Annotated in this window: 22 protein-coding genes and 2 tRNA genes; 6 read left to right on the plus strand and 18 right to left on the minus strand. The window is 72.0% G+C overall.

Features of this window, described 5'->3' with window-relative positions:
• Positions 1-15: 15 nt before the first annotated feature.
• Positions 16-1,173, minus strand: coding sequence for an ROK family transcriptional regulator (locus IE317_RS07765; RefSeq protein ID WP_191307693.1), 1,158 nt, complete (start codon positions 1,171-1,173; stop codon positions 16-18).
• Positions 1,174-1,271: 98 nt separating this feature from the next.
• On the opposite strand from IE317_RS07765, the gene xylA reads away from it, so the two are divergent.
• On the plus strand, positions 1,272-2,420 hold the full coding sequence (gene xylA, locus IE317_RS07770; RefSeq protein WP_191307695.1) for a xylose isomerase: 1,149 nt from the start codon (positions 1,272-1,274) through the stop codon (positions 2,418-2,420).
• Positions 2,421-2,427: 7 nt separating this feature from the next.
• Here xylA and IE317_RS07775 read toward each other — a convergent pair whose 3' ends face one another.
• From IE317_RS07775 to IE317_RS07815, 9 genes are all read right to left on the minus strand, one after another.
• Positions 2,428-3,075: a ThuA domain-containing protein gene (locus IE317_RS07775; protein ID WP_191307696.1), complete on the minus strand. Its 648-nt coding sequence runs from the start codon at positions 3,073-3,075 to the stop codon at positions 2,428-2,430.
• Positions 3,076-3,086: 11 nt separating this feature from the next.
• A complete protein-coding gene (locus IE317_RS07780) occupies positions 3,087-4,448 on the minus strand; it encodes an alkaline phosphatase family protein (protein ID WP_191307698.1) in 1,362 nt (453 codons plus the stop codon).
• On the minus strand, positions 4,445-5,572 hold the full coding sequence (gene eboE, locus IE317_RS07785; RefSeq protein ID WP_191307699.1) for a metabolite traffic protein EboE: 1,128 nt from the start codon (positions 5,570-5,572) through the stop codon (positions 4,445-4,447). Before eboE ends, IE317_RS07780 begins: the two co-directional genes overlap by 4 nt.
• The gene (locus IE317_RS07790; protein WP_191307701.1) at positions 5,569-6,420 is read right to left on the minus strand and encodes a TatD family hydrolase; all 852 of its coding nucleotides are present in this window, start codon (positions 6,418-6,420) and stop codon (positions 5,569-5,571) included. The genes eboE and IE317_RS07790 overlap by 4 nt, the downstream gene beginning before the upstream one ends.
• Positions 6,420-6,941, minus strand: a complete 522-nt coding sequence (locus IE317_RS45280; protein WP_191307702.1) for an EboA domain-containing protein — start codon at positions 6,939-6,941, stop codon at positions 6,420-6,422. Before IE317_RS45280 ends, IE317_RS07790 begins: the two co-directional genes overlap by 1 nt.
• Entirely contained in the window at positions 6,938-7,759 is an 822-nt protein-coding gene (locus IE317_RS45285) for a sugar phosphate isomerase/epimerase family protein (protein WP_191307704.1), read from the minus strand. The genes IE317_RS45280 and IE317_RS45285 overlap by 4 nt, the downstream gene beginning before the upstream one ends.
• On the minus strand, positions 7,756-8,583 hold the full coding sequence (locus IE317_RS07805; protein ID WP_373308995.1) for an SCO3242 family prenyltransferase: 828 nt from the start codon (positions 8,581-8,583) through the stop codon (positions 7,756-7,758). The genes IE317_RS45285 and IE317_RS07805 overlap by 4 nt, the downstream gene beginning before the upstream one ends.
• Positions 8,580-9,689, minus strand: a complete 1,110-nt coding sequence (locus tag IE317_RS07810; protein ID WP_191307707.1) for an inositol-3-phosphate synthase — start codon at positions 9,687-9,689, stop codon at positions 8,580-8,582. The genes IE317_RS07805 and IE317_RS07810 overlap by 4 nt, the downstream gene beginning before the upstream one ends.
• A gap of 349 nt (positions 9,690-10,038) precedes the next feature.
• Positions 10,039-10,500 carry a MarR family winged helix-turn-helix transcriptional regulator gene (locus IE317_RS07815; RefSeq protein ID WP_191307709.1) on the minus strand — a complete coding sequence of 154 codons (462 nt, stop codon included), beginning with the start codon at positions 10,498-10,500 and terminating at the stop codon, positions 10,039-10,041.
• A gap of 130 nt (positions 10,501-10,630) precedes the next feature.
• Between IE317_RS07815 and IE317_RS07820 the strand changes: the two genes are divergently transcribed.
• Together IE317_RS07820 and IE317_RS07825 are read left to right on the plus strand one after the other, a co-directional pair.
• Positions 10,631-11,815, plus strand: a complete 1,185-nt coding sequence (locus IE317_RS07820; RefSeq protein ID WP_191307711.1) for an MFS transporter — start codon at positions 10,631-10,633, stop codon at positions 11,813-11,815.
• 23 nt (positions 11,816-11,838) lie between these two features.
• Positions 11,839-12,672, plus strand: coding sequence for an aldo/keto reductase (locus IE317_RS07825; RefSeq protein ID WP_308443389.1), 834 nt, complete (start codon positions 11,839-11,841; stop codon positions 12,670-12,672).
• Positions 12,673-12,817: 145 nt separating this feature from the next.
• Here IE317_RS07825 and IE317_RS07830 read toward each other — a convergent pair whose 3' ends face one another.
• The 4 genes from IE317_RS07830 to IE317_RS07845 form a co-directional block, all read right to left on the minus strand.
• The gene (locus IE317_RS07830; RefSeq protein WP_191307715.1) at positions 12,818-13,657 is read right to left on the minus strand and encodes an SAM-dependent methyltransferase; all 840 of its coding nucleotides are present in this window, start codon (positions 13,655-13,657) and stop codon (positions 12,818-12,820) included.
• Between the two features lie 139 nt (positions 13,658-13,796).
• Positions 13,797-14,894: a WD40/YVTN/BNR-like repeat-containing protein gene (locus IE317_RS07835; protein ID WP_191307716.1), complete on the minus strand. Its 1,098-nt coding sequence runs from the start codon at positions 14,892-14,894 to the stop codon at positions 13,797-13,799.
• A 204-nt stretch (positions 14,895-15,098) separates the two neighbouring features.
• Positions 15,099-15,953: an alpha/beta fold hydrolase gene (locus tag IE317_RS07840; RefSeq protein WP_191307718.1), complete on the minus strand. Its 855-nt coding sequence runs from the start codon at positions 15,951-15,953 to the stop codon at positions 15,099-15,101.
• Positions 15,950-16,375, minus strand: a complete 426-nt coding sequence (locus IE317_RS07845) for a helix-turn-helix domain-containing protein (RefSeq protein ID WP_191307720.1) — start codon at positions 16,373-16,375, stop codon at positions 15,950-15,952. The genes IE317_RS07840 and IE317_RS07845 overlap by 4 nt, the downstream gene beginning before the upstream one ends.
• Positions 16,376-16,531: 156 nt before the next feature.
• On the opposite strand from IE317_RS07845, the gene IE317_RS07850 reads away from it, so the two are divergent.
• On the plus strand, positions 16,532-16,942 hold the full coding sequence (locus tag IE317_RS07850; protein ID WP_191307721.1) for a hypothetical protein: 411 nt from the start codon (positions 16,532-16,534) through the stop codon (positions 16,940-16,942).
• A 52-nt stretch (positions 16,943-16,994) separates the two neighbouring features.
• On the opposite strand, the gene IE317_RS07855 is transcribed toward IE317_RS07850, so the two are convergent.
• From IE317_RS07855 to IE317_RS07865, 3 genes are all read right to left on the minus strand, one after another.
• The gene (locus IE317_RS07855; RefSeq protein WP_191307723.1) at positions 16,995-17,159 is read right to left on the minus strand and encodes a hypothetical protein; all 165 of its coding nucleotides are present in this window, start codon (positions 17,157-17,159) and stop codon (positions 16,995-16,997) included.
• Positions 17,160-17,289: 130 nt separating this feature from the next.
• The gene (locus tag IE317_RS07860; protein WP_191307725.1) at positions 17,290-17,832 is read right to left on the minus strand and encodes a type 1 glutamine amidotransferase domain-containing protein; all 543 of its coding nucleotides are present in this window, start codon (positions 17,830-17,832) and stop codon (positions 17,290-17,292) included.
• Positions 17,833-17,918: 86 nt separating this feature from the next.
• Positions 17,919-19,523 carry a PP2C family protein-serine/threonine phosphatase gene (locus IE317_RS07865; RefSeq protein WP_191307727.1) on the minus strand — a complete coding sequence of 535 codons (1,605 nt, stop codon included), beginning with the start codon at positions 19,521-19,523 and terminating at the stop codon, positions 17,919-17,921.
• 139 nt (positions 19,524-19,662) lie between these two features.
• Here IE317_RS07865 and IE317_RS07870 point away from each other — a divergent pair, with 139 nt between their 5' ends.
• On the plus strand, positions 19,663-24,300 hold the full coding sequence (locus IE317_RS07870; RefSeq protein ID WP_191307729.1) for a HAMP domain-containing protein: 4,638 nt from the start codon (positions 19,663-19,665) through the stop codon (positions 24,298-24,300).
• Positions 24,301-24,308: 8 nt separating this feature from the next.
• Here IE317_RS07870 and IE317_RS07875 read toward each other — a convergent pair.
• A tRNA-Gly gene (locus IE317_RS07875) sits at positions 24,309-24,379 on the minus strand.
• Between the two features lie 78 nt (positions 24,380-24,457).
• On the opposite strand from IE317_RS07875, the gene IE317_RS07880 reads away from it, so the two are divergent.
• Positions 24,458-24,531 (plus strand) — tRNA-Pro (locus IE317_RS07880).
• The last annotated feature ends 206 nt before the right edge of the window (positions 24,532-24,737 follow it).

Consider the following 24,737-nt stretch of genomic DNA (forward strand, 5'->3'; position numbering starts at 1 on the left):
AACCCGCCTTACCACTCACGACGCCCGGGTGAGGAAGGGCGCGGGATCGGCCAGGACGCGGTGGACGACCCGGCCGGCGGCGCCGAGCGTGGCCGCGTCCCCGCCGAGGCGGGAGGCGCTCAGGAACGGGGGCGTGCCGCGCAGGCCGCCCAGGCGCTTCGCCAGCACCTCCGACACCGGCCCGGACAACCACGGGTACAGCTGCGTGAACACCCCGCCCAGCACGATGCGGTCGAGGTCCAGCAGGTTCACCGCCGACGTCAGGGCGACGCCGAGAGCCCGGCCGGCCGCCACGCAGGCCGCCAGCGCCGTCTCGTCACCGCGCTCGAGAGCCGCCAGCAACGCCCGCACCGAAACGGCGTTTCCCGCCGCCAGCAGGGCTTCCTGCCCGGCGTAGGTCTCCAGGCAGCCCGTGCCACCGCAGCGGCAGGGCGCCCCTTCCGGCGCCACGACCACGTGCCCGAGCTCGCCGGCCAGGCCCGTCGCGCCCGAATACAGCACGCCGTTCACGACCAGGCCGGCGCCGATGCCGATTTCGCCGGACACGTAGAGGAAGTCACGTTCGCCGCCGCCGTACCAGAGCTCGCCGAGCGCCGCGAGGTTCGCCTCGTTGTCCAGCTCGACCGGGACCGGCAGCCGCAGCAGGTCGGCCGGGCGGACGTCCTGCCAGCCGAGGTTGGGGGCGCTGAACAGCACGCCGTCGCCGACCGGGCCGGACACCGCCAGCACCGCGCCCGCCGCCTCGAGCCCCAGCCGGTGGGCCTCGGCGAGCGCGTCGGTGGCCAGCTCCTGCAGTTCCCCGAGCACTTTCTTCGGCCGCGAGCCGCGGTTGTCGCGTTCGCGGCGGGCGGCGAAGCGGACCTCGCCGGTAAGGTCGAGCACGCGCACCGCGAGGTAGTCGACGTTGACCTCCAGGCCCAGTGACGCCACGCGGGCCCCGCTCAGCACGACCTCCACCCCCGGCCGGCCGCGTTCGCCGACCCGCGCCGGGCCGGTTTCCGCCAGCAGGCCGGCCTCCACGAGGTCGCCGACGAGCTTGCTCACGGTCGACTTCGTCAGCCCGGTGACTTCGGCCAGCGCGGCCCGGGTGAGCGGGCCGCCGCGGCTGACCGCGCCCAGCACGACCTCGAGGTTGCGGGCGCGCATCTCTTCGTGCCGCACGGCCTGCGTCATCGTGTCCCTCCTCCGAAGCACTCTAACCGGGCACTTGACGCCGGGGACCCCCGCGGCGCATATTTAGTCTACAACGTGAACTAAATGAAGGGACAGTCATGAGCGACTACGCTCCCCAGCCGGCCGACAAGTTCACCTTCGGCCTCTGGACCGTGGGCTGGCCCGCCAACGACCCGTTCGGCGTCGCCACGCGGGCGGCGCTGGACCCGGTCGAGAGCGTGCACCGGCTCGCCGAGCTGGGCGCCTACGGCGTGACCTTCCACGACGACGACCTGCTGGCCACCGAGCCGGACCGCGAAAAGGCGATCGAGCGCTTCCGCAAGGCGCTCGCCGAGACCGGCCTCAAGGTCCCGATGGCCACGACGAACCTGTTCACCCACCCGGTGTTCAAGGACGGCGGCCTGACCAGCAACGACCGTGACGTCCGCCGGTACGCCCTGCGGAAGGTACGCCGGAACATCGACCTGGCGGCCGAGCTCGGCGCGGAGACCTACGTCGTCTGGGGCGGCCGCGAAGGCGCCGAGTCCGACGCCGCGAAGGACGTCCGCGCGGCGCTGGACCGCTACAAGGAGGGCCTGGACCTGCTCGCCGACTACGTCGTCGAGAAGGGCTACAACCTGCGGTTCGCCCTGGAGCCCAAGCCGAACGAGCCGCGCGGCGACATCCTGCTGCCGACGATCGGGCACGCGCTGGGCTTCATCTCGCAGCTCGCGCGGCCGGAGCTGTTCGGGCTCAACCCGGAGGTCGGGCACGAGCAGATGGCCGGGCTCAACTTCGTGCACGGCATCTCGCAGGCGCTGTGGCAGGGCAAGCTGTTCCACATCGACCTCAACGGCCAGCACGGCCCGAAGTACGACCAGGACCTGATCTTCGGCCACGGCGACCTGAAGAGCGCGTTCTTCCTGGTCGACCTGCTGGAGAACGGCGGCTACGAGGGCCCCCGGCACTTCGACTACAAGCCGCTGCGCACCGAAGACGCTTCGGACGTATGGGTGTCCGCGGCGGCGAACATGCGGACGTACCTGATCCTCAAGGAGAAGTCGGCCGCGTTCCGGGCCGACCCGGAGGTCGTCGAGGCGCTCGCGGCGTCGCGGGTCCCGGACCTGTCGACGCCGACCCTGGCCCCGGGCGAGACGTTCGACGACGTGCTGAACGACGAGTTCGACCTCGACGCCGCGGCCGCGCGCGGGTACCACTTCACCCGGCTCAACCAGCTGGCCCTGGAGCACCTGCTCGGCGTGCGCTGACCGGCCGCTACGCCGCGGGAAGCCCTCCCGCGGCGTAGCGGATCGCGCCCAGCAGGAGCGCGCGGAACGCCGGATCGGCGTACGACTCGGCCGTGTGCCCGAGCCCGGTGTAGAACGCCCGGCCCCGGCCCTGCGGGTGGCACCACGTGATCGGGTGGTCCGCTCCCATCCGGCCACCGGTGTAGCTGGACTCGTCGAGCGTCTGCAGCACCCGCACGCGGCCACGCGGGTTGGTGCGGAAGTCGTACAGCTCGTCGGTCCGGGTCCACACCGGCGGCAGGTGGGCCGTCGCCGGGTGGGTGCCGTCCTCGGTGACGAACCGGGCCCGCTGGATCTCCGGGTGGCGGTCGAACCAGGCGCCCACCAGCTCGCCGTACCACGGCCAGCCGTACCCCGTGTCGGCCGCCGCGTGGACGCCGACGTAACCGCCCCCGTTCTCCACGTAGGACTCGAACGCCGCCCGCTGCGCCGCGTCCAGCACCTCGCCGCTGGTCGACAGGAACACGACGACGTCGTACGAGGACGCCGTGAACGCCTCCTCGGTCGCCGTGACGGCGAACCCGTGCGCCGACCCCAGTTCCCGGATCGCCTCGATCCCCGCCGGGATCGAGGCGTGCCGGTACCCGGCCGTCTTGGAGAACACCAGCACCCGCACGGGAGTTCCCTTCACTCGGTGGCCGCCAGCAGGAGGTCCTTGACCTCGGTGGCGTGGATCTTCTCGCGCGCGAACGCCGGATCCGAGCACAGCAGCACGGGTCCGTCCTCGGGCGAGTCGGGCAGGCGGCCGTGGCTGCCGCGCACCGGGGCCGGGTCGAGCGGGACGACCTGCATCGAATACCGCAGGCCGAGCTTCTTGCGGGCCAGCGCCGACGCCGCCTTGAGCTTCACCATCGGGTCGTCCGGGTCGAAGAACAGCTCGGCCGGGTCGTAGCCCGGCTTGCGGTGGATCTCCACCGTCCTCGCGAAATCCGGTGCGCGGTCGTCGCTCAGCCAGTAGTAGTAGGTGAACCAGGCGTCCGGCTCGGCGATCGCGACCAGCTCGCCCGCCCGCTCGTGATCGACGCCGAGCCCGGCCTGTCCGGCGCGGTCGAGGACCACGTCCACACCGGACAGCCCGGCCACGATGTCCCGCACCCGCGGGAGGTCCGCCGGATCGGCGACGTAGACGTGCGCGACCTGGTGGTCGGCCACCGCGAACGCCCGGGACGTCCACGGGTCCAGGTACTCCATGCCCGCCTGGACGTACACGTTCAGCAGGCCTTCGCGGCGCAGCGCCCGGTTGACGTCGACCGGCCGGCTCGCGTTCGTGATGCCGTACTCCGACAGGGCGACGACGGTGTGTCCGCCCGCGGCCGCGAAGTCCAGCAGGGGCCGCAAAGCCGTGTCGAGCTCGCGCGCGGCCTCCGCGGCCTGCGGCGCATCCGGGCCGAAGCGCTGCAGGTCGTAGTCCAGGTGCGGGAGGTAGACGAGTGTCGTGTCCGGCTTGTCCTCGGCCATGATCTTCTGCGCCGCGGCGGCGATCCACTGCGACGAGGCGATCGACGCCGTCGGGCCCCAGTAGGTGAACAGCGGGAACTCGCCGAGGGCGCCGACCAGCCGGTCGTGCAGCTGCGGTGGGTACGTGTAGCAGTCCGGGGACTTCTTGCCGTCGGCGTGGTAAATCGGGCGCGGGGTCACCGTGAGGTCGGTGTCCGCGCCCATCGCGTACCACCAGCAGACGTTGGCGACCCGGTGGCCGGGCTGCGCGCGGCGGGCCGCGTCCCAGAACTTGTCCCCCTGCACCAGCTTGTTGTGCTGGCGCCACAGGAACACCTCGCCGAGTTCGCGGAAGTACCAGCCGTTGCCGACGATCCCGTGCCCGGCGGGCTGCAGGCCGGTGAGGAACGTCGACTGCACCGGGCACGTGACCGCCGGGAACACCGTGTCGAGCTGAGCGGTGAAGCCCGGTTCGGCCATCTTGCGCAGGTTCGGCAGGTGCGGGAGGAGCCGCGGGGTGAGCCCGACGACGTCCAGGACGAGCAAACTCATGCGGACACCTCTTCCAGGCCGAGGGCGATCAGTTCCCGCCGGGTCCAGGCCAGCTCGGCCGCGATGCCCGCGACCAGCCCGGCGTCGTCGGCGGGTGCGTCCGGGAGCACCTGCCAGGTGTAGGTCTCGACTTCGACGTGGTCGGTCCGCGCGGCCGCCCCGCCGAACAGTCCGGCCAGGGTGGCGGTCAGCACCGGCCGGGTCGACGTCAGCGGCGGCGCCGGGTCGGCGTGCAACGGCACGTGGAAGTGCACCCGCCACGGTTCCCGCCCCGGGAGGCCACCGGCCAGCGCGAGGTCGAGGTCGTCGGCCCCCGGTGGACCTCCTTCGGTGCTCTGGTGCAGGAACCGTGGCTCCACGAAGGACTCCAAAGCCGCCCGCGTCACCGGGTCCGCGGGATCGGCGGCTTCCAGGGCCGCCGACGCCTGGAGCTTGACGACGGCCAGTCCGGCGGCCTCGAGCCGGTCCAGCGCGGCGGCCGGGTCTTCGAAGCCCACCGCGAGGTGGCAGGTGTCCAGGCAAATGCCCAGCCATTCGTTGTCCACTTCGGACAAGAGCGACGCGGCCTGCGCTGTCGTCTCGATGACGCAACCGGGTTCCGGCTCGAACGCCACCCGCACCGGACGGTCCTGCGCGGCCAGCCCCTCGGCGAGGACGGCCAGCTGCCCGTCGTCGCCCCGCCATTCCGTCCGCCAGCCCAGCGGCAGGGTCGAGACGCTGCCGCGCACGGCGTCGTCCGGCATCAGCTCGGCGAGCAGCCGCGCCAGGTCCAGGGTGTACCGCGTGCGCTCGGGCGCCGCCCAGTCCGGCCGGTACACCCGGTGCTTGACGACCGGGTCGTGGAACCCCTGGTACGGGAACCCGTTGAAGGTGACGACCTCCAGGCCGCGCACGGCCAGTTCGCGGCGCAGCCGGGCCACCGCCGCCGGGTCCCCGGCCAGCTCGGAGGCCACCGGCCGGGCCAGCCACAGGCCGAGCCCGAGCCGGTCCACGCCCAGGCGTTCGCGGACCGGCTCGCCGAAGCGGGCCAGCTGGGCGAGCACGCCGTCGAGGTCTTCGGCCTGGTGGACGTTGGTGCAGTAGGCGAGGTGGACGCACGTGCCGTCGCGGTGCCGGAACCTCACTTGCGCGCCCCCCGCAGGATCGAGTTGCCCGCGAACTCGGCGGCCGGCGGCTCGCCGTCCAGGGCGAGCCGGCCGCTCTGCCCGTAGAACTCGACCGGATTGCGCCACAGCACCCGGTCGACGTCGTCCTCGGTGAACCCGGCGGCCAGCATGGCGTCGCCGGTGCGCCGGGTCTTGAGCGGATCGCTCTTGCCCCAGTCGGCGGCCGAGTTCACCAGCACGCGCTCGGTGCCGTACTCGCGCAGGATCGCGACCATCCGGTCCTCGTCCATCTTCGTGTCCGGGTAGATGGAGAAGCCCAGCCAGCAGCCGGACTCCTTGGCCATCGCCACGGTCAGCTCGTTGAGATGGTCGAGCGCCACCCGGTCCGGCGCGATCCCCGACTCGCGGACGACGGCGATGCTCCGCTCGGTCCCGGCCGCCTTGTCGCGGTGCGGGGTGTGGACGAGCGCCGGCAGGTCGTGGGCGATCGCCAGCGCGAGCTGGGCGGCGAACGCCTTGTCCTCGTCGGCGGTCATCGAGTCGTAGCCGATTTCGCCGACGGCGACCACGCCGTCCTTCTCCAGGTACCGCGGCAGCAACTCGAGCACCGGGACGCAGCGCGGGTCGTTGGCCTCCTTGGGGTTGAGCGCGATCGTGCAGTGGTGGGCGATGCCGAACTGGCTCGCGCGGAACGGCTCCCAGCCGACGAGGGCGTCGAAGTAGTCGGTGAAGCTGCCGACGTTCGTGCGCGGCTGGCCCAGCCAGAACGCCGGTTCGACCAGCGCCCGGACGCCGGCCGCGTGCATGGCCGCGTAGTCGTCGGTGGTCCGGGAGCTCATGTGGATGTGGGGATCGAAGATGCGCATCAGCCGTCCTGTTCGTTCAGCAGGGTGCGGAGATCGGCGGGGACTTCGCGGCCCGCCGCGGTGCGTTCGGCGGCGAAGTCCCGCAGCATGCGGAGCAGTTCTTCGTCGGTCCGGCGGTCGAGGCCGGCCACGGCGGCCAGGGGGATGCCCATGAAGACGCACTTGAGGACGCCGTGGCGGTACGCGGGCGCGTCGAGGTGCGTGGCGGCGTACTCGCCCATCGCCGCGGCGACCAGACGGGTGTCGTTGGTGCGGAGCGCGTCCGCGACCAGCTCGACCCCGGTGTCGCCGATGTCCACAACGGACAGTGCGTGCAGGACTGCCCGCTTCTCGGCCGCGTCGCCGTAGCGGTAGAGCCCGGGCATCTCCGCCGCGGCGCCGGGGGCCGCCTTGAGCAGCTCCACGCGAGCCGTGTCGGCCACCGTACGGCCGACCCGGCGGCCGACGGCGGGGAACACCGTGCGCAGGGCCGTCGCGTCGGCGGCCACGTCGCACAGGGCCTTTTCCAGCCAGGCGTTCACGCGGCCACCGCCTTCCGCAGGAACTCCAGGGACTCGCGAGCGATGCGCGGGGCGGCGTGGCTGTCCCGCGGGAGCTCGACGGCGACCAGCCCGGGGTACGGCTCGAGTGCGGCCAGCACCGGCGGGAAGTCGATCTCGCCCTTCCCGAACTCCAGGTGTTCGTGGGTGCCGCGGCGCATGTCGTCGATCTGCACGTTCACCAGCCGCGGCAGGGCGCGGCGGACGCAGTCGGGGACGGGCTCGGACTCGTTGCAGCGGCAGTGCCCGATGTCCAGTGTGAGCCCGAACCGGGCCGGGTCGCCGAGCCTCCTCGACAATTCGAAGTACCCGTCGAGGTCCTCGACGAGCATGCCGGGCTCGGGTTCGAACCCGAGCCGGACGTCGTGCTCGTCGGCGGCTTCGAGCACCTCGGCACACCCGTCGACCAGATGCGCCCAGGCGCTCTCGGGTTCTAGGTCCGCGGGTTTGTTGCCGCTCCAGAAGGACACCGCTTCGGCGTTCAGGTCGGCGGCGATCGCCACCGCCCGCGTCAGGAACTCGACGCGGCGCGCGCGGTCCGGGTCGAGAAACGTCGGCGAGTGCTTGCGCCACGGGTCCAGCAGGAACCGGGCCCCCGTTTCGACCACGACGGCCAGGCCGAGCCGATCCAGGTCGGCGGCCAGTGCAGCAACGCGCCGGGCGAGGTCCGGCCCGAACGGGTCGAGGTGCTGGTGGTCGAGGGTGAGCGCGACGCCGTCGTACCCGAGGTCGGCGAGCACCCGCAGGGCGTCGCCGAGCCGGTGGTTGGCGAAGCCGTTGGTGCCGTACCCGAACCTCATGTCGGCGACACCTTCCGGCCCAGTGCCCGCGCGAGCGGGAACGCGGCAGCCACGGCGAGCGCCGCGCGCCATGCGCCTGCCCGGGCGATCAGCCCGGCCTGCAGCGGGATCATGCCGTGGATCCCGGCCCCGACCGCCCGCCGGATCTTCGGCGCGGCCGGGTCGCGGACGGCGTCGTACTGCGCCCCGCCGGTGGTGACGGCATACGTTCCGAGCAGCGCCGACGACAGCAGGCCACCCCGTCCGGCGAAGACCCCCACACCCGCCGTCGCGGCCAGCGTGGCCGCGGGCAGCACGGGCTTCGCACCGTCCACTTCGGACCTTGACAGCGTTGTCACCGCGTAGGTGTGCGCTCCGACGGCCAGCGCCGCGGGCAGCGCGGCTCTCCGCCCGCCCGCGCCGAGCAGGACGTCGAGGGTGCGGGCCGCGGCCATCGTGGCCGGGCCGAGCACGGTGTTCTTGAGCGCGAAGTCGTAGGCCCACACGGTCGCCGCCAGCGGCACGGCGATGCGCAGGGCCCGCCGTCCCCCGGCGGCCGCGGCGATGCCCAGCCCGCCGGCCGTCAGCCCGGTGGCGACGCCGAGCGCCGTCTCCGGCCGGACCCGGCCCGACGGGATCGGCCGTTCGGGACGTTCGACGGCGTCGAGGTCACGGTCCGCGAAGTCGTTGAGCGCCATGCCCGCCCAGTAGAGGCAGACCGAGGCGCCGGTCAGGGCGAGGGTGCGGCGGCCGAACGGCCAGCCCGCGGCGGCGGCCCCGGCGACGGCGTCCCCGGGCACGGTCAGCGCGGCGGGCGCGCGGACGAGCTCGGCCAGGGCCTTCACCGGTGCGCCCACTCGCGCAGGGCCGCGTACTGGGAGGCCAGGTCGTGCGGGCCCTCGCCGACGGGGTCCTTGAAGAAGAACCCGAACTCGGCGACCGGCCCGGTCACGCCGTCGCGGCACGCCTTGCCGGTCAGCCGGGCGAGGTCGAGCACGAGCGGTGCGGCGAGCGCGGAGTCGCAGCCCTGCCAGGTGAGCTGCAGCGTCATCCGCGTGCCGAGGAACCCTTCGAACAGCACGTGGTCCCAGGCGGTCTTCCAGTCGCCGAGCGCCGGCACGTAGTCGATGTGCACCTCGCCGTCGACCGGCCGGCCGAGGTTCCGGTCCAGCACCTGCTGCTTGGACGCGTTCTTGCTCGACGCGGCCCCGGGGTCGGCCAGCGTGGCGCCGTCACCGCCGCCGAGCAGGTTCGTGCCCGACCAGGCCAGGACGTTCAGCCCGCGCTGGGCGAACATCGGCGCGAGCACCGAGCGCAGCAACGTCTCGCCGGTCTTGCCGTCGCGGCCCGCGTACGGCTGCCCGGTGGCGCGGGCGAGTTCGTCGAGCGCGGGCAGGCGCGCGCCCGTGGACGGGGTGAAGTCGACAAAGCCACAACCCGCGCGGAAGGCAGCGTAGGCGTAGAGCGCACTCGGCGGCAGCACGTCGAGGTCGTCTTCGAGGGCGGACAGGGAAGCGTGCGCCGGGTGCGGCGGACACGGCGGTTCGGTGGAAGCGACGTTGAGGACGACGACGTGGTCCAGTCCCTGCCGGAACTCGGTCAGATCGGCGATCACCTGCTCGACCGCCGCGCGGCCGCTTCCGGTCGGCGCCGGCCGCAGCCGGGCCTCGGCGGCGTCCAGCTCGGCCGCGACCGCCTCGGGCAACGCGGGCGGCAGCACCCCGGCGGCGCTCAGCTGCTCGGCCCGCTTCACCAGCGGCGTGCCGGCGATGTCGTGGCCGCCGAAGACGAGCTCCCCCAAGCCGGGCAGCGCGGCCCCGGCGAAGTCCGGCAGGTCGGTCACGCAGCCGGTGCGCGCGGCGAGCCCCGCCCGCAAGGCGGCGGCCCCGGCGACGGCGGTGGTGGCCACCGAGCCGCGTGCCCCGATCAGCCAGACACCGATTTTCCCCATGGCTCCTCCAGTTCCCCGGTCCAGCCCGCACCGGTCCTGGCGCGGGTCCACAGCGAGATCACGCGCCGGCCATGGTTCCGGCCGGCGCGGCGGTACTGGGTTTCCTTGAGCGACAAGAACTTCACGGCCGACGCCGTCAGCCCCCATTTGCACGATACCGGGAGAAACGCCCATACCGGCCCGGCCGCGCGGACAACCTGGCGGACAGAGCGCCGCCGTCCGGGGGAATCGTCGTGCGTCGACCCCTCATCCGCGAACCACCGAACCCGGAATTGTCGGTGGTCCCCGGTAACGTGAAAACCGGGGGACCCCCAGGCCGGGGACCTCTTCGTGGCGAGCCCGGGCCCCGTCAGGCCGAGGCGGTCCCGCGGAAGCTGAGCGCACCGAGCGCCCCGACCAGCGGCGCCAGCTCCGGCCGCGTCTCGGCCTCCGTCAGCGCCTCCGCCAGCGCCGCGTCGTGCGTCGGCCGGGCCGCCGTCAGCAGCGCCTGGCCGGCCGGCGTCACCTCCGTGTAGATCCCGCGGCGGTCGTCCGCGCACAGGTACCGCGCCAGCAGCCCCCGGCCTTCCAGCCGGGCCACCAGGCGGGTCGTCGCGGACTGGCTGAGCACCACCGCGTTCGCGAGCTGGTTCATCCGCAGGTGGAAGCCGTCCTGGCGGGCCAGCACGTCCAGCACCGTGTATTCGCTCACCGACAGCTCGTGGTCGCGCTCGAGGGCGCGCTGCAGCCTGTCCTCGATCCGCGCGTGGAGGGCCGCCAGCGTGCGCCAGCCCTGTGCGCGGGCTTCGACGGCGTCGTCGTCCAGTGACACGGTTCACCCCTTCCCGGCTTGCGCACGCAGCCCGAAGAACTGCAAGCTTGTGCAATATCCCGCGTGTGCAACTATCTCGGACGCTTGTAGTTGTCCACGCACGCAGTCTACCCCGGAAGAAGGAAGTTCCATGCCCGCCGCTCTGCTCGCACTGGCGATCAGCGCTTTCGGGATCGGCACCACCGAGTTCGTGATCATGGGCCTGCTGCCCGAGGTCGCGGCCGATTTCGGTGTCTCCATCCCGTCCGCAGGCCTGCTCATCTCGGGCTACGCGCTCGGCGTCGTCGTCGGTGCTCCCCTGCTCACCGCACTGGCCTCGCGGGTGCCGCGCAAGACCGTGCTCGTCGCCCTGATGGGCCTGTTCATCGCGGGCAACGTGCTGTCGGCCCTCGCGCCGGGCTACGGTCTGCTGATGACCGGCCGGGTCGTCGCCGCCCTGGCCCACGGCGCGTTCTTCGGCGTCGGCTCGGTCGTCGCCGCGTCGCTGGTCGCCCCGGCCAAGCAGGCCGGCGCCATCGCCCTGATGTTCACCGGGCTGACCGTGGCGAACGTGCTCGGCGTGCCGGCCGGCACCGCGCTCGGCCAGGCCTTCGGCTGGCGCTCGACGTTCTGGGTGGTCAGCGCACTCGGCGTCGTGGGCGCGATCGGCATCCTCACGCTGGTGCCGCACCAGGAACCGTCGCCCGGCGCCGGCCTGCGCGGCGAGCTCGCCGTGTTCCGCCGCCCGCAGGTGTGGCTCGCGCTGGTGATGACCGCGCTCGGCTTCGCCGGGGTGTTCGCGTCGTTCACCTACATCGCGCCGATGATGACCGAGGTCGCGGGCTTCTCCAGCGGCGCCGTCACCTGGCTGCTCGTGCTCTTCGGCGCCGGCCTGTTCGCCGGGAACCTGCTCGGCGGCAAGGCGGCGGACCGCAAGCTGATGCCCAGCCTGTACGTCATCCTCGCCGCCTTGGCGCTCGTGCTGGTGGCCTTCGTGTTCACCGCGCACGCGAAGGTGCCCGCGGCGATCACGATCGCGTTGTTCGGTGCGGCCGGCTTCGCCACCGTGCCGCCGCTGCAGGCCCGCGTGCTGGCCAAGGCCGAGGGCGCCCCGGCGCTGGCGTCGGCGGCGAACATCGCCGCGTTCAACCTCGGCAACGCCGGTGGCGCGTGGCTCGGCGGCCAGGCCATCGACGCCGGCCTCGGCTACACCGCCCCCAACTGGATCGGCGCCGCGCTGGCCGCGGCCGGCCTCGCCGTGGCGCTCGTCTCCGGACTGCTCGACCGGCGTTCCGCGGCTAGTTTCTCAGCCGGGGAACGGGTACTCGTCCCATGAACCAGCCACCGAAAGGACCCCTCGTGACCAGCGTGCCCGACATCGAACTCAACAACGGCGTGCGGATGCCGCAACTCGGCTACGGCGTGTTCCAGGTCCCGGACGACGAGACCGCGACCGCCGTGAAGGCCGCCCTCGACGCGGGCTACCGCAGCATCGACACCGCCGCCGTCTACGGCAACGAAAAGGGTGTCGGCCAGGCGCTTGCCGAGTCCGGCATCGCCCGCGACGAGCTGTTCGTCACCACGAAGCTGTGGAACTCGGCCCAGGGCTACGACTCGACGCTCAAGGCGTTCGACGAGAGCATGACCAAGCTCGGCCTCGAACAGCTGGACCTCTACCTGATCCACTGGCCGACCCCGGCCCGCGACAAGTTCCTCGACACCTGGAAGGCGTTCGAGAAGCTGTACAACGACGGCCGGGTCCGCGCGATCGGCGTCTCCAACTTCCAGCCCGCGCACCTCGAGCGCCTGCTCGACGCGGCCGAGGTCGCCCCCGCGGTGAACCAGGTCGAGCTGCACCCCTACCTGCAGCAGCGCGAACTGCGCGAGTTCGACGCCAAGAACGGCATCGCGACCGAGGCGTGGAGCCCGCTCGCCAAGGGCGGCAGCCTGCTCGGCGACCCGGTGATCGCGGAACTCGCGGTGAAGCACAGCCGCACGCCCGCGCAGATCGTGCTGCGCTGGCACCTGCAGCTGGACAACGTCGTGATCCCGAAGTCGGTGACGCCGTCCCGGATCGAGGAGAACTTCGACCTGTTCGGGTTCACCCTCACGGAGGAGGAGATGGAGTCGCTGACCCCGCTGGACCGCGGCGAGCGCACCGGCCCGGACCCCGACACCTTCAACGCCGCCTGACGGCAACGGCCGTGCTGCGGCGTCATGAATGACTCATTCCTGGCCTCCAACGCCAGGAATGAGTCATTCACTGCGTTCGCAGCCGGGGCGGGGCGCCGCCTGACCCAAGCGCCTCAAGGCGGCCTTGGGTGCGCTTAGGGCTGGGTCACGGCTTGCGGGCGACCCCGCCCAGCGTCAGGAAGTTGAGCTCGCCCAGCGGGTGCAGGCGCGGGCCGTCCGGCCACCATTCGTGCAGGTAGACGAGCCCCGGGCGGAGCAGCTCGGTGCCCTCGAAGAAGCCCGCGATCTGCTCGCGGGTGCGGTAGACGCTGCCCAGGCCGGTGCCCTGGAAACTGGTCTCCAGCAGCCGCGCGAGCTCCTGGCGCGGGGAGTCCTCTTCCGGGTCGAAGTGGTGCGTGAGCAGCAGGAACGACCCGGGCGCGAGCGCGTCGACGTACGCGGAGACGATCGACTTCGCGCGGTCGTAGTCGTCGATGTGGTGCACGATCGAGGTCAGGATCAGTGCCACCGGCCGGGTGAAGTCGAGGTATTCCTTGACGACCTCGTCGGCGAGGGTTTCGGCCGGCCGCGTCAGGTCGGCGCCGGTGACGTGGGTCAGGTAGTTCTCCTCGAGCAGCGCCCGCCCGTGCACCTGCACCACCGGGTCGTTGTCGACGTACACGACCTGCGCGTCCGGGTTGTACCGCTGCGCGACCTCGTGGGTGTTTTCCGCGGTGGGCATGCCCGAGCCGAGGTCGAGGAACTGGTCGATGCCGCGTTTGCCGGCGAGGAACCGGACCGCGCGCACCAGCCAGTCGCGGTGCTCCTTGGCCATCGCGCGGGCGCCGGGCGCGATGGCCAGGAGCCGCCGCATCGCTTCACGGTCCACTTCGTAGTGGTCGTGCCCCCCGAGGAGCGCGTCGGACAACCGGGCCAGGCTCGCCTTGCTGAAATCGAGGGCGGCCGCCCCGCCCTCGGTTCCGGACCGCAGGTCGCCAGGCGTCATCGGCTGCTCTCCCACTCTGCGCGTGGTGGCGAACCCCTGCCCGGCTTCGCTCACCGTGTCCGGCGACGGACAGTGCTCAGATTACGACATGGGGTGCACCAAGTGAACCGGGCACAAGGGCCTTGCCTGCCAGCGAGAACTACCCGAAACGGAGTTCAAGCCAGGACTTTCCCCCATCCGTGGACCGATACACCGCAGACCCACCATCCGCACCCGGCTGACCGTCCACGACCACCCCCGTCCTCCGGCCCGGGAAGTCGAGATCGGTCAGCGCGAAGCCGCGCTCCGGCAGCTCGGTCGTCGTCCAGGTGTGGCCGGCGTCGGCCGTGTGGTGCAGGAAGCCGACTCCGCCGCCCACGGCCGCGACCGTCGCCGACGTCGGCGAGGCCGCCGCGAAGCCCTGGTTGATCCCGGCGAACGGTGCCGTGCCGTCCTCGCTGAACCGGGCGCCGAGCTGGGGTGCGTGCCGGAGCCGGCGCTCGGTCGAGCCCGGCTGCGGCGAGCCGGGGCTGCCGCTGCACAACGCCACGACCTGGCGTTCGCGGACCGCGGCGAGCGAGGCGACCTCCCCGTCCGGGCACGGCGGCTCGGCCGGCGTGAACCGGGCGCCGTCGCGGGAGGTCCAGTACTGCTCGGTGCCGTAGTCCGCGCCGAGCGCGACCTGCAGGCCGCCGCCGACGGCCAGGTCGCCGTAGGTGAGTCCGCCGGTGACCGCGAACCCGGGCGCGGCGGCCAGTACCGGCGAGCCGGCCGTCGCCGAGTACAGCCGGGTCGTGCCGCGGCCCTCGCCGTAGGTGGTCAGCACGGCGTAGACGCGCCCGCCGGTTTCGGCGATCTTCGACAGGTAGTACGGCTCCTGCGCCCCGGCCAGGACGATCGGCTGCCAGGTGGCACCGCCGTCGCGGGTCGTGCGCACGCGGACGCCGTCGCTGACGTAGGCGACGCGGTCGCCGAAGAACCTCAGCGCCACGTGGTTGTGGTTGTCCGGCAGCGCGACCGGCGGCGCGCCCAGCCGCCGCCAGTGCCGTCCGGCGTCGGTGGTGCCCAGCAGCGTGGGGCACCACGCTTTCGCGCACGGCGAATATCCCAGGACGTACCCGGTGTCCGGGCCGGTCCAGCTCGTCGACGCGGGCTGGAACCCCGGTGGGATCACGGGTTCCGCTGTCGCGGGTGCGGCGAACGCGGCCAGGAGGACGAGGACGGAGAACAGCAGCGCACAGCGCCGGGAGATTCTCATGATCACCTGACGCCCCGCGCGGCGCGGCGGTTGCCCACCCGCGCGCGAGTTGCGCCGCCCGGCTCAGCGCCGTGCGGCCGGCCGGGCGTCGGGCTCGGCGCGGTCGGTCGCGAACCAGACGTCCTTGCCACGGTTCGATTCCCGCACGACGTCGTGGAATGCGGTCTTCGAGAAGAAGGGCCCGATGAGCACCCCCGCCGTCGATCATGCCCGGTTTCCGGCCAGGAATTCCGCCGCCACGGCCGCCCAGCCGGGCAGGAAATGCCCGGCGTCCTCGGCCAGCCGGACGTCGGCGGCCGGCAGGGCTTCCGCCAGCTTCGCCGCCGCGTCCCGCTGGTCGAGGAGGACGTCACGGGCGCCGAACTGCGCCTGCACCGGCATCACCAGGGCACGCAGGCGCTCGACCGGGAACACCGGGATCGGCTCCAGGCGCGGCTTGAAGTGCTCGAACGTCGCGAGGGTGAACTCGCCGACCGCGCGCCGGGCGGGATCGGCGGGACTGCCCCGGGCGACCATGGCCAGCGACCGGCGCCGTCCCCAGTCGCCGAGGAAGCCGTAGACGGCGAATTTCAGCAGCGGCGCGGTCCGGCGCCGGCCGATTCCGGACGGGTTGACCAGTGCCAGCGCCGTGACCCGCTCGGGACGGCGCAGCGCGTGGTCCAGCGCCCACCAGCCACCCAGTGAGGTGCCCAGGAACGCCGCACGCGGCAGCTCGAGCCCGTCGAGGACGTCGTCGAGCCACTCGGCGTAGGCCGGCGACCCGAGCGGGGGCCGGGCCTCGACGGTGCGGCCCGGTTCGCCGGGCGCGTCCACCGCGTGCACCCGCAGCCGGCCGGCCAGGGTGGCGATGTCCGGCAGCCAGTGCGCGGCGGTACCGCCGGATCCCTGCAACGCGACCACGGGCGGCGCGTTCTCCGGGCCGGACACCACGGCGAACGTGTCCCCCAGGCGGGTGGCGAGCGTGCGGTGCCCGGACGGCACGGGCCAGCGGTCCAGCAGCGCGTCGTAGCGTTCGCGGACCGCGGCCGCCCCGGACGCCGTCCGGTAGATCGCGGTCACGTCAGGTTCTCCGCGACCGAGGCGACCCACCGCAGCAGGTCGGCCCCCGCGGCCAGGTCGCCGAGCACGATGATCTTCAGGGTGGCGCGCTCCCCGTCGTGGATGGTTTCGACGCGCAGGGGCCGCTCGCCCGCATCCCGCGGCCCGTTCACCGAGGCCATGACCATGGTCGCGATCCGGTCGGCCGCCGCCCGGTCGACCCCGGCGATCTCGACGACCCCGGACAGCTCCGCGACCGGGGCCGGGGCCCGCTCGGCCACCGGCAGCCCGGTGAAGGCCGCCAGGTCCTCGGCCGTGATCCGGTACTGCTTGCCGATCCGGACGGCTTTCAGCCGCCCGTCGCGCACGTAGTTCCGGACCGTCCGCACGTGCAGGCCGAGCTTCGCGGCGACCTGCTCGACGGAGAAGACGTCCTGCGCCATGACCCTCCTTGCGTTCCTCAAACTACCCTATCACGCCGACGATAGGGAAGTTTGCAGAACATGCGGTTCGCTCACCCGGGTGACGGGTATTCCCCGGTGTTGTTCCTGTTCGCCCAGATACGTCCACATCGGACAGTCGAAAGGACGGCGCCGACGATGCCGTATCCCCCGCCCTCGGAGCCGTACGGAACGCCGTACGAGCCCGCACCCACCGAAGAGATCGTGGAGCGCACCCACCCCCGCATCCGGGTCGTGCGCACGGTCAACGCGCTCATCCACCTCGTCTGCGCGGTGTTCGCGCTGGTCCTGGCCGTGCACATCGTGCTGGTGCTGGGCGGGGCGAACTCGGCGAACGGGTTCGCGCACCTGATCTCCGAGTGGTCGGCGGGCGTCTCGCTCGGCCTGCGGAACCTCTTCACGCCGGATTCGGAGGGGCTGCGGACGTTCCTCAACGACGGCCTCGCCGCCGTCCTCTGGCTGATCATCGGCGCCATCCTGACCGACGTCATCGCCCGGATCGGCATCCCCGGCCCGCGGCGCGTCTGGTACCGGCGCAGCTACCGCTGACCCGGACACGAAGAAGGCCTCCCCGAACCCGGGGAGGCCTTCTTCGTGGTCATCAGCGTTGCGGCTGGTCGGCCACCGGTTGAACCGGCTCCGGCTCGGGTTGCGGCAGCGCCTGGTCGGCGGGCTCGCCGCCCCGGGGTGCGGGAACGCCCTCGGCGGCGATCGCGTCGAAGTGTTCACGGCACCAGCGGCCGTAGCGCCTTGCGTGCACAGTCATCGCGTCCACCTCCTCTCCACGGGCGATCCTCGTCACACCCTCAGCGTCCTCCGCGACCGCGCCGAACGCCAACAGATTTAAGCGGGACTTAACACACACGAACGGGTGAATGTCCACAGTGGAAATCGAGTCAGGACGCGAACTCCTGCACGACCGTCCGGCAGAAGGCCGGCAGGTCGTCCGGGTTCCGGCTGGAGACCAGTCCGTTGTCCACGACAACCTCTTCGTCGACCACGGTGGCACCGGCGTTACGCAGGTCCGTCCGGATGCTCGGGTACGACGTCAGCGTGCGGCCACGCACGACATCCGCTTCGACCAGCGTCCACGGACCGTGGCAGATCACCCCGACCGGCTTGCCGGCACGCACGAAGTCGCCCACGAACTTGACCGCGGCGGGGTCCGTGCGCAGGTTGTCGGGGTTCATCGTGCCGCCGGGCAGCAGCAGGGCGTCGAAGTCGCCGATTTCGACGTCGGCGACCTTCCGATCCACCGGGAACCGGTCGCCCTTGTCGATGTCACCGTTCATCGCCTGGATTTCGCCGGTGTCCAGCGAAACCAGCTCGACCGTCGCACCCTCGTCGAGAACGGCCTGGCGCGGCTTTTCCAGCTCGACCTGTTCGACGCCGTCCGCGGCCAGGATCGCGACCCGGCGTCCTTGCAATGCGTTCGCCATGGGGCTCCTCCGTCGGAAAACTGAGTGCACCGGGGTAATTACCCCCTCGTCCAGGCGTCAAACCAAGTCCATAGTGGACAGTGAAATCAGTCCGCACATTCGATGGCGAGCACAGCGATGTCGTCGTGTGCCGAGCTGCCGAGCCAGTCTCGAACGGACTGACGCAGCCGTCGCACGACCTCCCGGGCCGGCTCGCCCGCCGCCGCGGTGAGCACGGCGCGCAACCGGTCGTCTCCGAAGAGTTCCGTCTGGTCGTGCCGGTTGCGGGCCTCGGTGATGCCGTCGGTGTACAGCAGACAGACGTCGCCGCGCTCCAGCCGCGCCTCCGCCTCGGCGAACCGGGCCTGCGGCGAAATGCCGACCAGCGTGCCCGGCACCGTGACCTCCTCGACGACGCCCGAGCGCCGGACGATGAGCGGCGCCGGGTGGCCGCCGGAGGCCAGCGTGAGGCCGACCCCGCCGTCGGACGGCCGGGCCGTGCCCAGCACGAGCGTGGCGAACCGGCTGCTGCCGCCGGCGATGAGCAGCTCGTTGAGCAGCCGCAGCAGCGTGCGGCCGTCGCGTTCGACCATGGCGAGCGCGGTCAGGGCGTGCCGGACCCGGCCGGTCAGGGCCGCGGCCTCGGGCCCCTTGCCGCAGACGTCGCCGAGCACCAGGAACGCGCTGCCGTCGTCGTGCGGCTGGACCTCGAAGAAGTCGCCGCCGACGGTGAGGACCCCGCCCGCCGGTTCGTACCAGGTCTCGAACCGGGCGCCGTCGAGCTCCGGCGGGTCGGCCGGGCGCAGCGTCGTCTCCAGGCCGCGGGTCGCCTCCTCCTGCCGGGCGTAGCGCTGGGCGTTGGCCAGTGCCGTCCCCGCCGCCACCGCGAACTCGGCCACCGCACGGGACTGCTCGGCGCCGAACCCGGCGTCGCCGCGGCGGCCCAGCAGCAGGGCCCCGGTCACGCCGGCGTTCGCGCTCGGCCCGAGCGACACGACCGAAACCTCGGCGTGCCCTTCGAACCGGTCGGCGACCACCGACGGCAGGGTGGCGACCTCGGGTGCGGGCACGGGGGCCTGCCGGGGTGGCCCGGTGGCCCCGAACGTCGCCGCCAGCACCGGCGCGACCTGGGCCGGCACCCGCCGGATCCGGCCGTGGCCCTGCGCGGCGGACCGCTCGCAGCTCCACCACTCCCACCGGCCGCGGGTGGTCGGCAGCAGCACGAAGACGGTTTCGGCCAGCGCGGACGCGGCCACCTCGGCGATCACCCGGGCGGTGCCGTGCCGCCCGCGCGCGGCGGCCAGCCGGGGGCCGGCCTCGGCCAGGAAGTCGCCCACGTGCCGCTGCGGGACGTCGGCCGCGGACACGGTCCAGGCGTGCCAGCCGCCCGGCAGCGCCCGGATGCGGGCGGGACGGCGGTGCCCGGCCACTTCGACGTGCCCGACCCCCGGTTCGGCGGGGGTCCGGGTGGCGGAGCCCCCGGCCTGGGGCGACACGGTCTCCGAGCGGGAGTGCAGCTGCGGCTCGGCGTCGCCGGCCAGCGCCCGCGCCGCCGGGTTCGCCCAGCCCACCGCACCGGCGGCGTCCTGCAGGAACACCGCGTCCCGGACGTCTTCGAGGGCCGCCCGCGTGAAGGCGTCGATGCCCGGCGGCCCGGTGTCACCGGTCACCGGCGGCGGGGCCGCCGAGGCCGGGGCCGGACGTGACACCATGCACGGACCTCCTGCCTCCGGACTGCTGTCGTGCGGCTACCGCGTGAGCGGGCGGGCTGGCTCGAAGTGTAGGGCGAAGCATGGCACGCTGGGTCGACGACCATGGCTGGCGCATGCGTGGTGGAGAGGGTCGGCACACATGACAACGGAATCCCAGAGCGAAGCGGCCGCGCTGGAGCGGGTGCTCGCGGCGGTGCGGGATCTCGGGGACGGCAACTTCCGCCGGCGGCTCGTCCCGCACGGCGACGGCATCTCGGCGCAGCTCGCCGTCGCGTTCAACGACATCGCCGAGCGCAACCAGCGGCTGGTCAGCGAGCTGTTGCGGGTCCGCGCGGCCGTCGGGCAGGAAGGCAGGCTCAGCGAGCGGCTCGAAGGCGAGGTCGGTCCCGGGGGCTGGACCACCGCCGTCGACGCCGTCAACGGCCTGGTCGAGGACCTCACCCGCCCGGCGATCGAGCTGGAACGCGTGCTCGGCGGGGTCGCCGACGGCGACCTGTCCCAGCCGATGACGCTCACCCTCGACGGGCGCCCGCTGCAGGGCGCGTACGCCACGCTCGCCAAGACGGTCAACGGCCTCATCGCGCAGCTGTCGCGCTTCGCCGCCGAAGTGACGAGGCTCTCCCGCGAGATCGCGGGTGAGGGACGTCTCGGTGGCCAGGCGGTCGTCCCGGGCGTGTCGGGCACTTGGCGCGACCTGACCGACTCGGTCAACTTCATGGCCGACAACCTCACCGAGCAGGTCCGCAACATCGCCCAGGTCACCACCGCCGTCGCGCGCGGCGACCTGACCCAGAAGATCAACGTCGACGCCCGCGGCGAGATCCTCGAGCTCAAGAACACCATCAACACGATGGTCGACCAGCTCTCGGCGTTCGCCGACGAGGTCACCCGCGTCTCCCGCGAGGTCGGCTCGGACGGCAAGCTCGGCGGCCAGGCCCAGGTGCCGGGCGTCGCCGGGACGTGGCGCGACCTCACCGACTCGGTCAACCTGATGGCCGACAACCTCACCGACCAGGTCCGCGGGATCTCGCAGGTGGCGACCGCGGTGGCCAACGGCGACCTGACGAAGAAGATCGACGTCGACGCCCGCGGCGAGATCCTGCAGCTGAAGAACACGCTGAACACGATGGTCGACCAGCTCTCGGCGTTCGCCGGCGAAGTCACCCGGGTGGCGCGCGAGGTCGGCAGCGAGGGCAAGCTCGGCGGGCAGGCCGAGGTGCCGGGCGCGGCCGGGACGTGGCGCAGCCTCACCGACTCGGTCAACCAGATGGCCGACAACCTGACCGACCAGGTCCGCAACATCTCGCACGTCACCACGGCGGTGGCGAAGGGCGACCTGACCCAGAAGATCACCGTCGACGCCCGCGGCGAGTTCTTCGAGCTCAAGACGACGATGAACACGATGGTGGACCAGCTGTCCGCCTTCGCCGACGAAGTCACCCGAGTGGCGCGCGAGGTCGGCACCGAGGGTCAGCTGGGTGGGCAGGCGCAGGTCCCCGGCGTCGCGGGCACCTGGCGCGACCTGACCGGGTCCGTGAACTTCATGGCCAACAACCTGACCACCCAGGTCCGCAACATCGCCCAGGTCGCGACGGCCGTCGCGCGCGGCGACCTGACCCAGAAGATCGCGGTCGACGCCCGCGGCGAGATCCTCGAACTCAAGACCACGCTCAACACGATGGTGGACCAGCTGTCCGCCTTCGCCGACGAAGTCACCCGCGTGGCCCGCGAAGTCGGTACCGAGGGCAAGCTCGGCGGCCAGGCCGCCGTGCCCGGCGTCGCGGGGACCTGGAAGGACCTCACCGACAACGTCAACTCGATGGCGAACAACCTGACCGACCAGGTCCGGAACATCGCCACGGTGACCGCGGCGGTGGCGAAGGGCGACCTGACGCAGAAGATCACCGTCGACGCCCGCGGCGAGATCCTCGAACTCAAGACCACGCTCAACACGATGGTGGACCAGCTGTCCGCCTTCGCCGACGAAGTCACCCGCGTGGCCCGCGAGGTCGGTACCGAAGGCATCCTCGGCGGCCAGGCGCGCGTGCGCGGCGTCGCGGGCACGTGGAAGGACCTCACCGACAACGTCAACGTCATGGCCGACAACCTGACCGACCAGGTGCGCAACATCGCCACGGTGGCGAGCGCGGTGGCCAACGGCGACCTGTCGAAGAAGATCCGGATCGAGGCCCAGGGCGAGGTCGCGGCGCTGGCCGAGACGCTGAACGGGATGGTCGAGACGCTGCGCGCGTTCGCCGATGAGGTCACCCGCGTCGCCCGCGAAGTCGGTACCGAGGGCATCCTCGGCGGTCAGGCCCGCGTCCCCGGCGTCGCCGGGACCTGGAAGGACCTGACCGAGAACGTCAACTTCATGGCGCACAACCTGACCAGCCAGGTGCGCAACATTTCGCAGGTCACCACCGCCGTCGCGAAGGGCGATCTGACCAAGAAGATCGACGTCGACGCCCGGGGCGAGATCCTCGAGCTCAAGACCACGATGAACACGATGGTCGACCAGCTCTCGGCGTTCGCCTCCGAGGTCACGCGCGTGGCGCGCGAGGTCGGCACCGAGGGCAAGCTGGGCGGCCAGGCCGAGGTCGACGGCGTGTCGGGCACCTGGCAGCGGCTCACCGAGAGCGTGAACCAGCTGGCCGGGAACCTGACCACCCAGGTGCGCGCGATCGCCCAGGTGGCGACGGCGGTGACGGCGGGCGACCTGACCCGGCACATCACGGTCGACGCGTCCGGCGAGGTCGCCGACCTCAAGGACAACATCAACCAGATGATCGCGAACCTCAAGGAGACGACGAGGACCAACCGCGAGCAGGACTGGCTGAAGACGAACCTCGCGCAGCTGTCGGGGCGGATGCAGGGCCACCGCGACCTGGCCTCGGTCGCGGCGCTCATCCTGTCCGAGCTGGCCCCGCTGGTCCGCGCCCAGCAGGGTGCGTTCTTCCTGGCCCGCGACGACGACCGCGACGGCACGGTGCTGGAGTGCATCGCCGCGTACGGGCTCGCGCAGTCCCGTGCCGGCCTGCGGTTCACGATGGGCGAGTCGCTGATCGGCCAGGCCGCCGTCGACCAGCGCACGATCCTGGTGCACAACGCGCCGCCGGAGTACGCGCAGATTTCGTCCGGGCTCGGCTCGGCCGCGCCGGTGAACCTGATCGTGCTGCCGGTGCTGTTCCAGGGCGAGGTGCTCGGGGTGCTGGAGCTGGCCTCGGTGAACGAGTTCAGCACGGTCCACCAGGACCTGCTGGAGCAGCTGCGGCACACGATCGGCGTCAACGTGAACACGATCCTGTCGAACTCGCGGACCGAGGCGCTGCTGACGGAGTCCCAGCGGCTCGCGCAGGAGCTGCGCGCGCGGTCCGAGCAGCTGCAGGCCCAGCAGGGCGAGCTGCGGCGGTCCAACACCGAGCTGGCCGAGAAGGCGGCGCTGCTGGCGCAGCAGAACCGCGACATCGAGGTCAAGAACAGCGAGATCGAGCAGGCGCGGCAGGAGCTCGAGGAACGTGCCGGGCAGCTGACGGTGGCGTCGCAGTACAAGACCGAGTTCATGGCGAACATGTCCCACGAGCTGCGCACGCCGCTGAACAGCGCGCTGATCCTGGCCAAGCTGCTGTCGGAGAACCCGGAAGGGAACCTGACGGAGAAGCAGATCCAGTTCGCGAAGACGATCTACGCGGCCGGCTCGGACCTCCAGCAGCTGATCAACGACATCCTCGACCTGGCGAAGGTCGAAGCGGGCCGGCTGGACATGCAGATGTCCGACATCACGCTCCCGGAACTGGTGGACTACGTCGAGTCGCTGTGCCGGCCGCTGACCGCGGACAAGGGCCTCGAGTTCGCCGTCCACATCGACCCGCCGGTGCCCGGCAGCGTCCACACCGACGAGCACCGCCTCCAGCAGATCCTGCGCAACCTCCTGTCGAACGCGGCCAAGTTCACCGACGAAGGCAGCGTCCGGCTCCACATCCGCGCGGCCGACCCGGCGGAGGTGGAGCAGGAGTCGCTGCGCAACGCGCCGGGAATCATCGCCTTCGCGGTCGAGGACACCGGGATCGGCATCCCGGAGGAGAAACTGGCGGTGATCTTCGAAGCGTTCCGCCAAGCGGACGGCACGACCAGCCGCAAGTACGGCGGAACGGGCCTCGGGCTCAACATCAGCCAGCAGCTCACCGAACTGCTCGGGGGCGAGCTTCGGGTGGTCAGCGAACCGGGCGTCGGCTCGACGTTCACCCTGTACCTCCCGGTGGCCGCGGCCAACCTGGTCGACCCGGCCCTGACGGCGCTGTCGTCACCCCGCCTGCCTGCCGTGCCCAGCACCGTCCTGGTGGCGGCCCCGGACGTGACCCCCAAGCGCTTCCACGGCGAAAAAGTCCTCATCGTCGACGACGACCTCCGCAACGTGTTCGCCCTGGCCGCCGTCCTGGAACAGGCCGGCCTGGAGGTGATCTACGCGGAGACGGGCGTCGACGGCATCCGCGCCCTGGAACGCAACGAGGACACCGCGCTGGTCCTGATGGACGTGATGATGCCGGAACTCGACGGCAACGCCACCATCGCGGCAATCCGAGGCGAGGCGGCCAACGCGGACCTGCCGGTGATCGCCGTCACAGCCAAGGCGACCGCCGAGGACCGCGCCCGCACCCTGGCCAGCGGCGCAGACGACTACATCACCAAACCGGTGGACACCGACAAACTGCTCGACGTGATCGCGGCCTCGCTGGAGGCGGACGCCGCCTCCACCCGCGACGCCGCCTCACCGGCCTGAACTCTCTGAGCGGGTGACGGGAATCGAACCCGCGTAGCTAGTTTGGAAGACTAGGGCTCTACCATTGAGCTACACCCGCGTGCCCCCGAGGTACCCGGGTGCGAGGCCAGCTTAGCGTGACCCGCTAGGCTGATCACACACCCCCCTGGGGGTGCACCGGGATGTGGCGCAGCTTGGTAGCGCATCCGCTTTGGGAGCGGAGGGTCGCAGGTTCAAATCCTGTCATCCCGACTGGGTGAGGTGTGTTCGCGGAACGCGCGAACCCTCGCCGGGATGTTGTTGTACCCGGGGGGCCGAGCCCCCCGGACCCCCCACGGTGCCTCATGTCACGTTGGCAGCGTGGTTGCGTGGGCGAACCTCTATCTCACGTCGGCAGTGGGGTTGCGTGAGCGAGCCGTGGTCATTGCTGCGTGGTGCCCTTGGGTGGTCCGTACTAC

This window comes from Amycolatopsis bullii (assembly GCF_014654205.1).
GTDB lineage: Bacteria > Actinomycetota > Actinomycetes > Mycobacteriales > Pseudonocardiaceae > Amycolatopsis > Amycolatopsis plumensis.